This window comes from Mesorhizobium sp. M0830, assembly GCF_040319965.1.
GTDB lineage: Bacteria > Pseudomonadota > Alphaproteobacteria > Rhizobiales > Rhizobiaceae > Mesorhizobium.
In genome coordinates, this window is sequence record NZ_JAMYOR010000017.1 from 94,852 (window position 1) to 111,003 (window position 16,152).

Below are 16,152 nucleotides of genomic sequence, written 5' to 3' on the forward strand. Positions count from 1 at the left end.
ATCGGGTGTTCGCCTTGCCGCCCGAGTCCTGTTGCAAGCCTTTGGACCTCGTCTAGTATACATTTCCAATAAGGGGCTTTTTTCCAAATGCTCTCAGAGCGCCTTTTCCATCGGCGGGCATTGTGGTCGCTGCGGCTGATCTGCCTGCTGGCGTTGCTTGTTGCGGGACGTGCCTTTGCGGCGGATACTGCCCCGGGTCCCGGTCCGACGATGCGGTTCGTCATTGTCCGCAGCAATGCACCGGGGTGCGAGCCGACCTGCCCGGAATGGATCTCGGCCGAAGGCTCGATAGAAGCCGGAACGCCGGCCCTGTTCAGGCGCATGCTGAAGACGCTTGGTGGGCGAAGCTTGCCGATTGTCGTGGATTCTCCCGGCGGCAATGTCGAGGCGGCGCTGGCGCTTGGCCGGCTGATGCGCAAGAACATGCTTGATATCGCGATCGGCAAGACGGTGTTCTCCGGTTGCCACCCTGACGCGGAGGGTTGCCAGGACCGTAACAAGAATGGCGCCCATTACCTCGGCGATGTCGTTGACTACGGCGCCATGTGCAACTCCGCCTGCCCATTGATGTTTGCCGGCGGTGTCCGGCGTGTGGTTGGCGAATGGGCGTTTCTCGGCGTCCACCAGATCACCACGACCTACATCCGCACGAAATTGCAATACAGGACCACCTACCGCATCGTGGGTGGCAAGAAGAAAGTGCTCAACACAAGGATCGTCAGCCGCCAGGACGCCGGCAGCTACAAGACCTACGAGATGAGCAAGGCGGTGGAGAAAAGGCTGGCGGCCTATCTCGACGAGATGGGCATCGATCAGGGCGTACTCGAAACGATGAAGAGCACGCCGGCCACCGAAATCCACCAGATCGCCCTCGACGACATGCTGAGGATGAAATTGGTCACCAGCCTGGATGCTGCGGACCTGTTGACCGCCGCAGGCCTGTGCAGGCCGGACCGATTGGCCGGGAATTGCCTGGAAATACCGGGGAACAAGCCCGATGGCCTGACGACCGCGGCCAAGCCTGCCCCACTGCCGGCCGAGCCCGAGGGCGTGCAGCGCGATGACGACATGCGTTTCGTCGTGGTTCGCGGCAGCAATCCACTGTGCAATCCGGATTGCCCGGAATGGATCTCGGCGGAAGGTGCGATCACGCCTCAGACCCCGCAAAAACTGCGCCAGTTGCTTGCCACGCTTGGCGACCGGCAACTGCCTGTCGTGATCAGCTCAAAAGGTGGCGACCTGCTTGGCGCTCTGGCGGCGGGACGGCTTATCCACCAAAGGAAGCTCGACGTCGCCGTTGGCCGCACCGACTTCGTCGACTGTGACCCGGCAAAGTGGAGTTGCCTGGCCAAGGAGGGCGCCTATGCCGGGCTGAGCATCGATGCGGGAGTGGAATGCGGTTCGGCCTGTGCGCTTATGCTTGCCGGCGGGGCGAAACGGCTTGTCGGTTCCCGTGCGCGGCTTAGCCTTTACCCGATGGGGCAAAAGCAGGTGGTCAAGGCCTATCTCGAGGAGATGGCGCTCGGCCCTGCTCTGTTCGCGGCGATCGAGGGGCGCTCGGTCGAGCGGCAGCTGGAACCAGGCATGATGCTGAGGCTCGGGCTGACGACGAGCTCGCAATCCGTCGACGCGCTGACCGGCGCCACCATCTGCGGCGCTGTGCCGAAACCGCAGAATTGCCGGATCCGGCCTTCCGCCAATGCCGAGGCTGACGCGCCCGCCAAATTGTAGGGCGCCGAGGTCGAAGACTGGCCATCGAGGCAGGTTGAGCCATTCTCGACTTTTCCGCTATCGTCGCTGCTGGCGGCTACGGGGCCGGCGGAGGATCGAGAATGAGCCAGGATATCCCGACACTCTACGACTGGGCCGGCGGCGGCGAGGCGTTGAACCGGCTGACCCGGACTTTCTACGACAGAGTGGCGCAGGACCCGATCGTCGGGCCGGTGTTCAAGGCCATGTCGCCGGATCATCCCGCCCATGTCGCGGCCTTCATCGGCGAGGTGTTCGGCGGACCTAAAACCTACAGCGAGCAATTGGGCGGCCATCGCGAGATGGTCATGCACCATCTGGGCAAGCATCTGACCGAGGAGCAGCGCCGCCGTTGGATCAACCTCCTTGCCGATGCCGCCGACGCGGTCGGCCTGCCCGACGATCCGGAATTCCGTTCGGCCTTCATGGGCTATGTCGAATGGGGATCGCGGCTGGCCAAGATGAACTCCAATCTCGGCGAAACCTGCGATCCCGAGACGGAACCGATGCCGGCCTGGGGCTGGGGCGTGCCTGGCGGGCCGTATCGGCCGCCGGATCCAAAGTAGCTTTCGGTCGCCACGGGAGGTCCCGGAGCGATGCTGAAAAACTTCAAGGTCCTGCGCTGGCGCGAGTGAGGTGGCTCCAGCCTCGAACATCTGGTGCTGAGGAACGGGCTTAAGGCGCGTTTGCGTGCAAACCACTCTTTACAGAGCGAGCGGAAGCTTTTAGGAAGCGCCTGCTGCGCCGACATGCGCACGATACGGGCATAGCTCAGTTGGTAGAGCGGCGGTCTCCAAAACCGCAGGTCGTAGGTTCGAGCCCTGCTGCCCGTGCCATTTCTCGAAATGGCACTCAACGTGATATTTCGCCATTTTTCGAAATGGCGTTTCAAAACGATATTTCTACGGTCTACCCTTTGAAAATCGGCGACCCGCTTGCCATATTGGCTCAATTGGGGCATAAGGGCGCCATAGCCGGGACGGAACGACTGGATGGTTCCGAGGCGGCGTTTGGTCATAAAGCGGACACTTGCCACTTGCGTGGATCAAGAATCGGTTTTATGTAGACGAAACAGACACGCGACGCGTGGAGCTGGGAAGCCGGCTTTACGCGTCTGATTTGCATGGGCGAATTGTTTGCGCTGATTCGGCGCGAGATTGGCTCAGGCGGCACGTCCCGGCCAGCGGGATCATCCAGGGGACCCGGCCAACGGGTCTTGAAGACAGAGCGGCATATGGCTTCGAAAACCACAAATCCTTTCGTCTTTCTCCAGCAGGTTCGCGCGGAGACCGCCAAGGTGACTTGGCCGTCGCGGCGCGAAACGATGATCTCGACGGTCATGGTCCTGGCTTTCGCTGTGATCGCGATGATCTTTTTCTTCACCGCTGATCAGCTCATGGGCCTCGCGGTCGAACAGATTCTGGGCATCGGACGCTAAGTCCGGCGATTACGGAGAAGTCTTGAAATGACCGCGCGCTGGTACATCGTCCACGCCTATTCGAACTTTGAAAAGAAGGTCGCAGAGGATATCGAGAACAAGGCCAAGCAGAAGGGCCTGTCCGCCGACATCCACCAGATCGTGGTTCCGACCGAGAAGGTCGTCGAGGTTCGCCGCGGACGCAAGGTCGATGCCGAGCGCAAGTTCTTCCCGGGCTATGTACTGCTGAAGGCCAATCTGACCGACGCTGTGTTCTCGCTGGTCAAGAACACGCCGAAGGTCACCGGCTTCCTGGGTGACTCCAAGCCGGTGCCGATCACCGAGGCGGAAGCCCAGCGCATCCTGAACCAGGTGCAGGAAGGCGTCGAGCGGCCCAAGCCCTCGGTCACGTTCGAGATCGGCGAGGCGATCCGCGTTTCGGATGGTCCCTTCGCGTCGTTCAATGGTTTCGTCCAGGAAGTGGACGAGGAGCGGGCGCGGCTCAAGGTGGAAGTTTCGATCTTCGGGCGCGCCGTGCCTGTCGATCTGGAATTCGGACAGGTCGAAAAGGGCTGATCCGAAATCCCTGCCGCCAAGCGCGGCAGGAAAGAGCGGCGCGGAGATCGCGCGGTTCTTGAGGGCGGTGGGAGACGAGTGCGGCTTTAGCCGGCCGCATGGATCGCACCACCAGACTGCAACCGCCGGGTTTCCCAGACAGTTGGGCCGGCATAGACAAAGGCAGGAAAAGAGATGGCTAAGAAAATTGCAGGCCAGCTCAAGCTCCAGGTGAAAGCGGGATCGGCGACGCCGTCTCCCCCGATCGGCCCGGCGCTTGGTCAGCGTGGCATCAACATCATGGAATTCTGCAAGGCGTTCAACGCGCAGACCCAGGAAATGGAAAAGGGATCGCCGGTTCCGGTCGTCATCACCTACTACCAGGACAAGTCCTTCACCTTCGTCATGAAGACGGCGCCGGTGAGCTACTTCCTGAAGAAGGCGGCCAACCTGACGTCTGGTTCCAAGGAGCCGGGCAAGGTCAAGGCCGGTACGGTTTCGCGCGACAAGGTCCGCGAGATCGCAACCGCGAAGATGAAGGATCTGAACGCAAACGACGTCGAAGCGGCCATGCGTATGGTCGAGGGCTCCGCCCGCTCGATGGGTCTGGAAGTGGTGGGCTAAGATCATGGCAAAGATTGCAAAGCGTGTATCGAAGACCCGCGAAGGCATCGATCCCAACAAGGCTTATGCCCTGGGTGACGCGCTGAAGCTGCTCAAGGACCGTTCCTCGGTCAAGTTCGACGAGACCATCGAAGTCGCCATGAACCTCGGCGTCGACCCGCGCCACGCCGACCAGATGGTCCGCGGCGTGGTCAACCTGCCGAACGGCACCGGCCGCTCGGTGCGCGTCGCTGTGTTTGCGCGCGGCGACAAGGCTGACGAAGCTCGCGCCGCCGGCGCCGACATCGTCGGTGCCGAGGATCTGGTCGACATCGTCCAGAAGGGCACGATCGATTTCGATCGCTGCATCGCCACTCCGGACATGATGCCGCTCGTCGGCCGTCTGGGCAAAGTGCTCGGCCCGCGCGGCATGATGCCGAACCCGAAGGTTGGCACCGTCACCACCGACGTTGCCGCCGCCGTCAAGGCATCGAAGGGCGGCGCTGTCGAGTTCCGCGTCGAGAAAGCCGGCATCGTTCATGCCGGCGTCGGCAAGGTCTCGTTCGAGGTCACGGCTCTGGAAGAGAACATCCGCGCCTTCGCCGACGCGGTGACCAGGGCAAAGCCGGCTGGTGCCAAGGGCAACTACGTGAAGAAGGTGTCGGTCACCTCGACGATGGGTCCGGGCCTCAAGCTCGACGTCGCGACGCTCACAGCGTCCTGATACGAACATTTGGATCGGGCCGCTAAAGGCCTGATCCGCAAGTGAATTCCGGGCCTCCGACTTGTCGGCGGCCCGGTACCGGAAACCGAGAGGTTTCCGGACATCCTGTCCGAGATTGCAGGCGGCCCAGAAGCCTTAATTCGATTTGGGCCTGCATGAGACGGGTGAAGACCGGACAACGGAGCGATCGCTCCAATGAAAGGTTCGAACCGTGTTTGCCTTTTGTCTGCGCATCGCCGGCTTGACTGTCGATGTGGCGAAAGGGGGCAGGATCCTCGAGCGTCGTTCGGGAGATCCGTTACTGGATGGCCCGGCCGACAAAGGCAACCCGACGCCTGTCCCCGTTAATGGGGCAGGGGTCAACTGGAGATAGGCAGTGGACAGAGCGGAAAAACGCGAACTCGTCACGGGCCTGAACGGTGCGTTCTCGAACGCAGGTTCAGTGGTCGTGGCCCACTACGCCGGTATCACCGTCGCGCAAATGAACGACCTTCGGTCGAAAATGCGCGCCGCCGGTGGCACCGTCAAAGTCGCGAAGAACCGTCTCGCCAAAATCGCTCTTCAGGGCACGGACTCCGCATCGATCATCGAGCTGTTCAGGGGACAGACGCTGATTGCTTATTCGGAGGATCCGATTGCGGCGCCGAAGGTCGCGTCCGATTTCGCCAAGGGAAATGACAAGCTCGTCATTCTCGGCGGCGCAATGGGCACCACCTCGCTCAATGCCGACGGTGTGAAGGCACTCGCCACACTTCCGTCGCTCGATGAGCTGCGCGCCAGGCTGGTTGGCATGATCGCCACGCCGGCAACCCGGATCGCCCAGATCGTCAATGCGCCAGCGGCCTCGGTCGCGCGCGTCATCGGCGCTTACGCCCGGAAGGACGAGGCGGCATGAGGCCGTTCCTCGCTATCACAAACACACGTTCGAACCTTATGAAGGAATACAACAATGGCTGATCTCGCAAAGATCGTAGACGACCTTTCGAAGCTGACCGTCCTCGAGGCGGCCGAGCTGTCGAAGCTTCTGGAAGAAAAGTGGGGCGTTTCCGCCGCTGCTCCGGTGGCTGTTGCCGCCGCTGGCGGTGGTGCGGCCGCAGCTGCTCCGGTCGAGGAAAAGACGGAATTCGACGTCGTCCTCACCGAGGCAGGCGCTCAGAAGATCAACGTCATCAAGGAAGTCCGCGCCATCACCGGTCTTGGCCTCAAGGAAGCCAAGGACCTGGTCGAAGCGGCTCCGAAGCCGGTCAAGGAAGGCGTTTCCAAGGCCGACGCTGACAAGTTCAAGGCCCAGCTGGAAGCAGCCGGCGCCAAGGTCGACCTGAAGTAAGCGTAAAAGCGGCGGGCGGCCTCGCGCCGTCCGCCACTCCCTTCGCCTGGAAGGGAGGACGCGTAACGCGAGACGTACGAGAACCTCTTTCCTGAGGGCCGAAAACCGGCCTTCAGGAAACGGGTTTTCTCCCGTTCTAGCCGGCAGCCGACAGGCACCGGGAAACAGACAGAGGGTTGCCGCCAAGGTAGCCCAGCATGCAAGGCGAGCCGCGGCGAGGTTCGTCCCGAGTTTAGAGCTAAGGAGCGACGATGGCCCAGACCCAGACTTTCAATGGCCGCAGACGCGTACGCAAGTTCTTCGGAAAGATCCCGGAAGTTGCGGAGATGCCGAACCTGATCGAGGTTCAGAAGGCGTCCTATGACCAGTTCCTGATGGTGGCGGAGCCCAAGGGTGGGCGTCCAGACGAGGGACTGCAGGCCGTTTTCAAGTCGGTCTTCCCGATCTCCGATTTTTCCGGCTCCTCGATGCTGGAGTTCGTGAAGTACGAGTTCGAAGGACCGAAATTCGACGTTGACGAATGCCGTCAGCGCGACCTCACCTATGCCGCACCGCTCAAGGTGACGCTGCGCCTCATCGTGTTCGATATCGACGAGGATACCGGCGCCAAGTCCATCAAGGACATCAAGGAGCAGGACGTCTACATGGGTGACATGCCGCTCATGACCCTGAACGGCACCTTCATCGTCAACGGCACCGAGCGCGTCATCGTCTCGCAGATGCACCGCTCGCCGGGCGTCTTCTTCGACCATGACAAGGGCAAGTCGCACTCGTCGGGCAAGCTTCTGTTTGCCGCGCGCGTCATTCCCTATCGCGGTTCGTGGCTTGACATCGAGTTCGATTCCAAGGACGTCGTGCACGCCCGCATCGACCGTCGCCGCAAGATTCCGGTGACGTCGCTGCTGATGGCGCTCGGCATGGACGGCGAAGAGATCCTGTCGACCTTCTACAACAAGATCACCTATGTGCGTGCGGGCGACCACTGGCGCATTCCGTTCAACGTCGAGCGTTTCCGCGGCCTCAAGGCTGTCGGCGACCTGGTCGATGCCGATACGGGCGAAGTCGTTGTCGAGGCCGGCAAGAAGATCACCGCCCGCCAGGCAAGGGCGCTTGGCGAGAAGGGTCTCAAGGCGATCAAGGCGACCGACGAGGATCTGCTCGGCAACTACCTGGCCGAGGACATCGTCAACTACGCCACCGGCGAGATCTTCCTCGAAGCCGGCGACGAGATCGACGAGAAGACGCTGAAGGTGCTGCTCGGCACGGGCGAGGACGAGATCAAGGTTCTCGACATCGACCATGTCAATGTCGGCGCCTATATCCGCAACACGCTCAACGTCGACAAGAACGAGAGCCGCCAGGACGCGCTGTTCGACATCTATCGTGTCATGCGCCCGGGCGAGCCGCCGACGCTCGAAACCGCCGAAGCCATGTTCAACTCGCTGTTCTTCGACTCGGAGCGCTACGATCTGTCGGCCGTCGGCCGCGTCAAGATGAACATGCGTCTCGAGCTCAAGGCCGAGGACACCGTGCGCGTGCTGCGCAAGGACGACATCCTGGCCGTGGTCAGGACGCTGGTCGAACTGCGCGACGGCAAGGGCGAAATCGACGACATCGACAATCTCGGCAACCGCCGCGTGCGTTCGGTCGGCGAGTTGATGGAAAACCAGTACCGCGTCGGCCTGCTCCGCATGGAGCGCGCGATCAAAGAGCGTATGTCCTCGATCGAGATCGACACGGTCATGCCGCAGGACCTGATCAACGCCAAGCCGGCGGCTGCCGCCGTGCGCGAGTTCTTCGGTTCCTCGCAGCTGTCGCAGTTCATGGACCAGACCAACCCGCTGTCGGAGATCACCCACAAGCGCCGCCTTTCGGCGCTTGGACCGGGCGGTCTGACCCGTGAGCGCGCCGGCTTCGAGGTGCGAGACGTGCACCCGACGCATTACGGCCGTATCTGCCCGATCGAGACGCCGGAAGGCCCGAATATCGGTCTGATCAACTCGCTGGCCACCTTCGCACGCGTCAACAAGTACGGCTTCATCGAGAGCCCGTACCGCAAGATCGTCGACGGCAAGCTGACCAATGACGTCGTCTATCTCTCGGCGATGGAAGAGGCCAAGCACCATGTCGCGCAGGCCAACGCCGAGCTCGACAAGAACGGTGGTTTCGTCGACGAATTCGTCATTTGCCGCAGCGCCGGCGAAGTGATGATGGCGCCGCGCGAAAACGTCGATCTGATGGACGTGTCGCCCAAGCAGATGGTGTCGGTGGCCGCGGCCCTGATCCCGTTCCTGGAAAACGACGACGCCAACCGCGCTCTGATGGGCTCGAACATGCAGCGTCAGGCCGTGCCGCTGGTGCGCGCCGAGGCGCCGTTCGTCGGCACCGGCATGGAGCCGATCGTCGCCCGTGACTCGGGCGCCGCCATCGGCGCCCGCCGCGGCGGCATCGTCGACCAGGTGGACGCGACGCGTATCGTTATCCGCGCCACAGAGGATCTCGATCCGGGCAAGTCCGGCGTCGATATCTACCGGCTGATGAAGTTCCAGCGTTCGAACCAGAACACCTGCATCAACCAGCGTCCGCTGGTTCGTATGGGCGATCGGGTCAACAAGGGCGACATCATCGCCGACGGTCCGTCGACCGAGCTCGGTGATCTGGCGCTCGGCCGCAACGTGCTGGTCGCGTTCATGCCGTGGAATGGCTACAACTACGAGGACTCGATCCTCCTGTCCGAACGCATCGTCGCCGATGACGTCTTCACCTCGATCCACATCGAGGAGTTCGAGGTCATGGCGCGCGATACCAAGCTCGGCCCGGAGGAAATCACGCGCGATATTCCAAACGTCTCGGAAGAAGCGCTGAAGAACCTCGACGAAGCCGGCATCGTCTATATCGGTGCCGAAGTTCAGCCGGGTGACATCCTGGTCGGCAAGATCACGCCGAAGGGCGAAAGCCCGATGACGCCGGAAGAGAAGCTTCTGCGCGCCATCTTCGGCGAAAAGGCATCGGACGTGCGCGACACCTCGATGCGCATGCCTCCGGGCACCTTCGGCACCGTCGTCGAGGTGCGCGTCTTCAATCGCCACGGTGTGGAGAAGGACGAGCGCGCCATGGCGATCGAGCGCGAGGAGATCGAACGCCTCGCCAAGGACCGCGACGACGAGCAGGCCATCCTGGACCGTAACGTCTATGCGCGTCTTTCCGACGTGCTCGTCGGCAAGGAAGCGATCGCTGGACCGAAGGGCTTCAAGAAAGGCTCGACGCTGTCCAAGGATACGCTCGACGAGTATCCGCGTTCGCAGTGGTGGCAGTTTGCCGTGGAGAACGAAAAGCTCCAGAGCGAACTCGAAGCCCTGCGTGGCCAGTACGACGATTCCAAGAAGGCGCTCGAACAGCGTTTCATGGACAAGGTCGAGAAGGTCCAGCGCGGCGACGAAATGCCTCCGGGCGTCATGAAGATGGTCAAGGTCTTCGTGGCCGTGAAGCGCAAGATGCAGCCCGGCGACAAGATGGCCGGCCGTCACGGCAATAAGGGTGTTGTGTCGCGGATCGTTCCGGTCGAGGACATGCCTTTCCTCGAGGACGGCACTCATGCCGATATCGTGCTCAACCCGCTGGGTGTGCCGAGCCGCATGAATGTCGGCCAGATCCTGGAAACGCATCTGGGCTGGGCTTGCGCCGGTATGGGCAGGAAGATCGGCGAGCTGATCGACACGTACAAGGCAGCCGGCGACATCAAGCCGCTGCGCAAGACGCTCGAGAGCTTCATTCCGTCTAACGACCGCAACGAGCCGGTACGCGACTATGACGACGAGAGCATTGTTCGCCTCAGCGAGCAGATGCGCCGCGGCGTTTCGATCGCGACCCCGGTGTTCGACGGCGCCCATGAGGCTGATATCAACATCATGCTGGAGCAGGCGGGCCTGCACACCAGCGGTCAGTCGCAGCTCTATGACGGACGCACGGGCGAGCCGTTCGATCGCAAGGTGACGATGGGCTACATCTACATGCTCAAGCTTCACCACCTCGTGGACGACAAGATCCACGCGCGTTCGATCGGTCCGTACTCGCTCGTCACCCAGCAGCCGCTGGGCGGCAAGGCGCAGTTCGGTGGCCAGCGCTTCGGCGAGATGGAGGTCTGGGCGCTCGAAGCATACGGCGCCGCCTACACGCTGCAGGAGATGCTGACGGTGAAGTCCGACGACGTCGCCGGCCGCACCAAGGTGTACGAGGCGATCGTGCGTGGCGACGACACTTTCGAGGCCGGCATCCCCGAGAGCTTCAACGTTCTCGTCAAGGAAATGCGGTCTCTCGGCCTCAATGTCGAGCTGGAGAACACCAAGCTCGAGGACGGCCCTATGCGGCTGCCCGACGCGGCTGAGTAAGGCAATGGCGCGCCACGGATTCCGCGGCGCGCCAATCGAATTCGACGGCCAGTGGCCGACAAAGACGGCGGGCGTTTGGCTCGCGACTAGATGCAAGGGGTTTTCGAGGACCCCGAAAAGGAGAACGGCATGAACCAAGAGGTCATGAATCTCTTCAATCCGCAGGCGCCTGCGCAGGTGTTCGATTCCATCCGGATATCGCTTGCCAGCCCTGAGAAGATTCTGTCCTGGTCTTTCGGCGAGATCAAGAAGCCGGAGACCATCAACTACCGCACCTTCAAGCCGGAGCGTGACGGTCTGTTCTGCGCGCGCATTTTTGGCCCGATCAAGGACTATGAGTGCCTGTGCGGCAAGTACAAGCGCATGAAGTACAAGGGCGTCATCTGCGAGAAGTGCGGCGTCGAAGTCACGCTGTCGCGCGTTCGCCGCGAGCGCATGGGCCATATCGAGCTGGCGGCACCTGTCGCTCACATCTGGTTCCTGAAGTCGCTGCCGTCGCGCATCGGCACGCTGCTCGACATGACCCTGAAGGACATCGAGCGCGTCCTCTACTTCGAGAACTACATCGTCACCGAACCCGGCCTCACCGCGCTGAAGGAGCACCAGCTGCTCAGCGAGGAAGAGTACATGATCGCCGTCGACGAGTATGGCGAGGATAGCTTCACCGCCATGATCGGCGCCGAGGCCATTCACGACCTCCTGGCCGGCATGGACCTGGAGAAGATCGCCGGCGACCTGCGTTCGGAACTTGCTTCGACCACCTCCGAGCTGAAGCAGAAGAAGTATCTGAAGCGGCTCAAGGTCGTCGAGAACTTCATGGAATCCGGCAACCGTCCGGAATGGATGATCATGAAGGTGGTCCCGGTGATCCCGCCGGACCTGCGCCCGCTCGTCCCGCTGGACGGCGGTCGCTTCGCCACGTCGGATCTGAACGACCTCTATCGCCGCGTCATCAACCGCAACAACCGTCTGAAGCGGCTGATCGAGTTGCGCGCCCCCGGCATCATCGTGCGCAATGAAAAGCGCATGTTGCAGGAAGCCGTCGATGCGCTGTTCGACAACGGCCGTCGCGGCCGTGTCATCACCGGCGCCAACAAGCGTCCGCTGAAGTCGCTGTCCGACATGCTCAAGGGCAAGCAGGGCCGGTTCCGTCAGAACCTGCTCGGCAAGCGCGTCGATTATTCCGGCCGCTCGGTCATCGTGACCGGTCCGGAGCTCAAGCTGCACCAGTGCGGCCTGCCCAAGAAGATGGCGCTCGAACTGTTCAAGCCCTTCATCTACGCCCGTCTCGACGCCAAGGGTTACTCCTCGACCGTCAAGCAGGCGAAGAAGCTGGTCGAGAAGGAACGTCCGGAAGTCTGGGATATCCTCGACGAGGTCATCCGCGAGCATCCGGTGCTGTTGAACCGCGCGCCGACGCTGCACCGCTTGGGCATCCAGGCGTTCGAGCCGATCCTGATCGAAGGCAAGGCGATCCAGCTGCACCCGCTGGTCTGCACGGCCTTCAACGCCGACTTCGACGGCGACCAGATGGCCGTTCACGTGCCGCTGTCGCTGGAAGCGCAGCTTGAAGCCCGCGTGCTGATGATGTCGACCAACAACATCCTGCACCCGGCTTCCGGCGCGCCGATCATCGTGCCGTCGCAGGACATGGTTCTCGGTCTCTACTATCTCTCGATCGTCAACCAGAACGAGCCGGGCGAGGGCATGGTGTTTGCCGACATGGGCGAACTCCAGCACGCGCTCGAGACCAAGGCGGTGACGCTGCACGCCAAGATCAAGGGACGCTTCCGCACGGTCGACGCCGAAGGCAAAGTCGTGTCGAAAATCTACGACACCACCCCTGGCCGCATGATCATCGGCGAGCTTCTGCCGAAGAATGTCAACGTGCCATACGAGACCGCCAACCAGGAGATGACCAAGAAGAACATCTCCAAGATGATCGACACCGTCTACCGCCACTGCGGTCAGAAGGAGACGGTCATTTTCTGCGATCGCATCATGGCGCTCGGCTTCAGCCATGCCTGCCGTGCCGGCATTTCGTTCGGCAAGGACGACATGCTGATCCCGGACGCCAAGATCAAGCTGGTCTCCGACACCGAGGCTTTGGCCAAGGAATACGAGCAGCAATACAATGACGGCCTGATCACGCAGGGCGAGAAGTACAACAAGGTCGTCGACGCCTGGGCCAAGTGCTCGGAAAAGGTCGCCGACGAAATGATGGCCCGCATCAAGGCGGTCGAGTTCGAGGACAATGGCCGTCAAAAGCCGATGAACTCGATCTACATGATGTCGCACTCCGGTGCGCGTGGCTCGCCCACCCAGATGCGTCAGCTTGCCGGCATGCGCGGCCTCATGGCCAAGCCGTCGGGTGAAATCATCGAGACGCCGATCATCTCGAACTTTAAGGAAGGCCTGACCGTGCTCGAGTACTTCAACTCGACCCACGGCGCCCGCAAGGGTCTGGCCGACACCGCCTTGAAGACGGCGAACTCGGGTTACCTCACCCGTCGTCTTGTCGACGTGGCGCAGGATTGCATCGTCAACTCCGTCGACTGCGGCACCGACAAGGGCCTTACCATGCAGCCGATCGTCGATGCCGGTCAGGTCGTCGCTTCGGTCGGCCAGCGCGTGCTTGGTCGTACGTCGCTCGACGACATCACCCATCCGGTGTCGGGCGAGATCCTGGTAAAGGCCGGAACGCTGATGGACGAGCGTGACGTGGAACAGATCGAAAAGGCCGGCGTCCAGTCGGTTCGCATTCGCTCGGCACTGACTTGCGAAGTCAGGGTTGGCGTCTGCGCGGTCTGCTACGGTCGCGATCTGGCCCGCGGCACCCCGGTCAACCAGGGTGAAGCAGTCGGCGTCATCGCGGCGCAGTCGATTGGCGAGCCGGGCACCCAGCTCACCATGCGTACCTTCCACATGGGCGGTACCGCGCAGGTGGTGGACAGCTCGTTCCTTGAAGCCTCCTATGAGGGCAAGGTCGAGATCCGCAACCGCAACGTGGTGCGCAACTCCGACGGCCAGCAGATGGTCATGGGCCGCAACATGGCGGTGCTGATCCTCGACGAAGCCGGCAAGGAACGCGCCACGCACCGTCTCACCTATGGTTCGCGTATCTTCGTGGACGATGGCGACAAGGTGAAGCGCGGCCAGCGTATCGCTGAGTGGGATCCCTATACCCGTCCGGTCCTCACCGAAATCGAGGGCAGGGTGTCGTACGAGGATCTGGTCGACGGCATTTCCGTTCAGGAAACGGCCGACGAGTCGACCGGCATCACCAAGCGTGAGGTCATCGACTGGCGCTCGACGCCACGCGGCAACGATCTGAAGCCGGCAATTGCCATCCAGGATGCCAAGGGCAAGGTCGGCAAGCTGTCGAAGGGCGGCGACGCCCGCTTCCTGCTCTCGGTCGAGGCCATTCTTTCGGTCGAGCCGGGTGCGCAGGTTCGCCCCGGCGACGTGCTGGCGCGTATCCCGATGGAAAGCGCCAAGACCAAGGACATCACTGGCGGTCTGCCGCGTGTTGCCGAACTGTTCGAGGCACGTCGTCCGAAGGATCACGCCATCATCGCCGAGATCGACGGCACGATCCGCTTCGGCCGCGACTACAAGAACAAGCGTCGCATCATCATCGAGCCGCATGACTCGACGCTTGAACCGGTCGAATACCTGATCCCGAAGGGCAAGCCGTTCCACCTCCAGGACGGCGACGTCATCGAGAAGGGCGACTACATCCTCGACGGCAACCCGGCGCCGCACGACATCCTGGCGATCAAGGGCGTGGAGGCACTTGCTTCCTACCTCGTCAACGAGATCCAGGAAGTCTACCGCCTGCAGGGCGTGTCGATCAACGACAAGCACATCGAGGTGATCGTTCGCCAGATGCTGCAGAAGGTCGAGATCACCACGCAGGGCGACTCGACCTACATTCCGGGCGACCACGTCGACGTGATCGAGCTGGAGGAGGTCAATGATCGCCTGGTCGAGGACGGCAAGAAGCCGGCCGAAGGCCAGCCCGTGCTGCTCGGCATCACCAAGGCTTCGCTGCAGACGCCGTCCTTCATCTCGGCCGCCTCCTTCCAGGAGACGACCCGAGTGCTGACGGAAGCTGCTGTTGCCGGCAAGACCGACATGCTGCAGGGACTGAAGGAAAACGTCATCGTCGGCCGGCTTATCCCGGCCGGCACCGGCGGCACGATGAGCCAGATCCGGCGCATCGCCACATCGCGCGACGAACTGATCATCGACGAGCGCCGCAAGGCCTCCGGTGTGGAAGTTGCCGAGCCGATGCTTGCCGACATGACGCACGCCGCGCAGTAAGCGCGGAAGACGAGAAGAAGAAAAAGGGGCCCAAGCGGCCCCTTTTTCGCGTTTGAAGCATGTCAAAGACCTCGCCCGAATTCCGTTCAGACGCGACACGCTTTAGGCTTCCATATCCGCATCTGAGGAGAAAGCCATGAGCGAAAAGACCTGGGCCGTTGTCGACGATTATATCGTCGCCTCCCTTTTTGATTCAGATCCCGTTCTTGATGCCGTTCTGGCGGCCAACCACGATCAGGGTTTGCCTGCGATCGATGTCTCGGCCGCGCAAGGCAAACTGTTGTCGTTGCTGGTGCGTATCCGCGGCGCCAAGAACGTGCTGGAGATCGGCACGCTTGGTGGGTACTCGACCATCTGGATGGCAAGGGAATTGCCCGCCGACGGCAGGATCGTGACGCTTGAACTCGATCAGCACCATGCAAAGGTCGCGCGATCGAATTTCGAGCGGGCAGGGGTGTCGGCGCGGATCGACTTGCGGATCGGGCCGGCCCTTCAGTCGCTTGCGGCTCTGGGGGCCGAGAATGCCGGGCCGTTCGATCTCATCTTCATCGACGCCGACAAACCGAACAATCCGCACTATCTGTCCTGGGCCATGCGGCTGTCTCTGCCCGGAACCGTCATCATCTGCGACAACGTCATCCGCGACGGTGCCGTGCTGAATGAGGATGGTCGCGACGCCAAAGTCGAAGGCGCGCGCGCTGCGTTCTCGTTTATCGGCGGCGAGAAGCATCTGGACGGCACCGCCATCCAGACGGTCGGCGCGAAGGGCTACGACGGCTTTGCCATTGCGATCGTCGAGTGAGATCACACCATGGTTGTCTGAATGACGCTGACATCAGACCACCTCGTTCGTACTCACTTGTCATCGGCTGTTCGTTTGACGACCGGCTTCCCCCAATCCGTCGCTGCTTCGCAGCGCCACCTTTCCCCCTCCGGAGGGAAAGGAAGCCGCGTTGGACGAGCGTTGGCGGCAATAGGTTAGAGCGGGATGAATTTAGGTTGGGCATAGCCAGCCTCGGTGAAGTAATTTCGGCATTCGGTTGACGTGACCTCGCCGAGGATT

Annotated in this window: 11 protein-coding genes and 1 tRNA gene; all 12 read left to right on the forward strand. The window is 61.9% G+C overall.

The window, feature by feature from the left end; all coding sequences use genetic code 11:
* Positions 1-87: 87 nt before the first annotated feature.
* The 12 genes from NKI20_RS13270 (at position 88) to NKI20_RS13325 (ending at position 15,891) form a co-directional block, all read left to right on the forward strand.
* Positions 88-1,731 (forward strand): COG3904 family protein, encoded by a 1,644-nt coding sequence (locus NKI20_RS13270; protein ID WP_352831083.1) that lies wholly within the window; start codon positions 88-90, stop codon positions 1,729-1,731.
* Positions 1,732-1,832: 101 nt separating this feature from the next.
* Positions 1,833-2,315: a group II truncated hemoglobin gene (locus tag NKI20_RS13275; RefSeq protein ID WP_352831085.1), complete on the forward strand. Its 483-nt coding sequence runs from the start codon at positions 1,833-1,835 to the stop codon at positions 2,313-2,315.
* 194 nt (positions 2,316-2,509) lie between these two features.
* Positions 2,510-2,585 (forward strand) — tRNA-Trp (locus tag NKI20_RS13280).
* Between the two features lie 398 nt (positions 2,586-2,983).
* The gene (gene secE, locus NKI20_RS13285) at positions 2,984-3,187 is read left to right on the forward strand and encodes a preprotein translocase subunit SecE (RefSeq protein ID WP_013531408.1); all 204 of its coding nucleotides are present in this window, start codon (positions 2,984-2,986) and stop codon (positions 3,185-3,187) included.
* Positions 3,188-3,214: 27 nt separating this feature from the next.
* Positions 3,215-3,742 carry a transcription termination/antitermination protein NusG gene (gene nusG / locus NKI20_RS13290; RefSeq protein ID WP_013531409.1) on the forward strand — a complete coding sequence of 176 codons (528 nt, stop codon included), beginning with the start codon at positions 3,215-3,217 and terminating at the stop codon, positions 3,740-3,742.
* A gap of 174 nt (positions 3,743-3,916) precedes the next feature.
* A complete protein-coding gene (gene rplK, locus NKI20_RS13295; protein ID WP_013531410.1) occupies positions 3,917-4,345 on the forward strand; it encodes a 50S ribosomal protein L11 in 429 nt (142 codons plus the stop codon).
* A gap of 4 nt (positions 4,346-4,349) precedes the next feature.
* The gene (gene rplA, locus NKI20_RS13300; protein WP_023762906.1) at positions 4,350-5,048 is read left to right on the forward strand and encodes a 50S ribosomal protein L1; all 699 of its coding nucleotides are present in this window, start codon (positions 4,350-4,352) and stop codon (positions 5,046-5,048) included.
* 376 nt (positions 5,049-5,424) lie between these two features.
* Positions 5,425-5,943 (forward strand): 50S ribosomal protein L10, encoded by a 519-nt coding sequence (gene rplJ / locus NKI20_RS13305; RefSeq protein WP_352831087.1) that lies wholly within the window; start codon positions 5,425-5,427, stop codon positions 5,941-5,943.
* 54 nt (positions 5,944-5,997) lie between these two features.
* Entirely contained in the window at positions 5,998-6,375 is a 378-nt protein-coding gene (gene rplL / locus NKI20_RS13310; RefSeq protein ID WP_023762907.1) for a 50S ribosomal protein L7/L12, read from the forward strand.
* A 251-nt stretch (positions 6,376-6,626) separates the two neighbouring features.
* Entirely contained in the window at positions 6,627-10,763 is a 4,137-nt protein-coding gene (gene rpoB, locus NKI20_RS13315; RefSeq protein WP_023762908.1) for a DNA-directed RNA polymerase subunit beta, read from the forward strand.
* 129 nt (positions 10,764-10,892) lie between these two features.
* Complete coding sequence (gene rpoC, locus NKI20_RS13320; protein ID WP_023762909.1) at positions 10,893-15,089, forward strand: DNA-directed RNA polymerase subunit beta'; 4,197 nt, start codon at positions 10,893-10,895, stop codon at positions 15,087-15,089.
* A gap of 136 nt (positions 15,090-15,225) precedes the next feature.
* Positions 15,226-15,891 (forward strand): O-methyltransferase, encoded by a 666-nt coding sequence (locus NKI20_RS13325; protein ID WP_352831089.1) that lies wholly within the window; start codon positions 15,226-15,228, stop codon positions 15,889-15,891.
* Positions 15,892-16,152 lie beyond the last annotated feature (261 nt).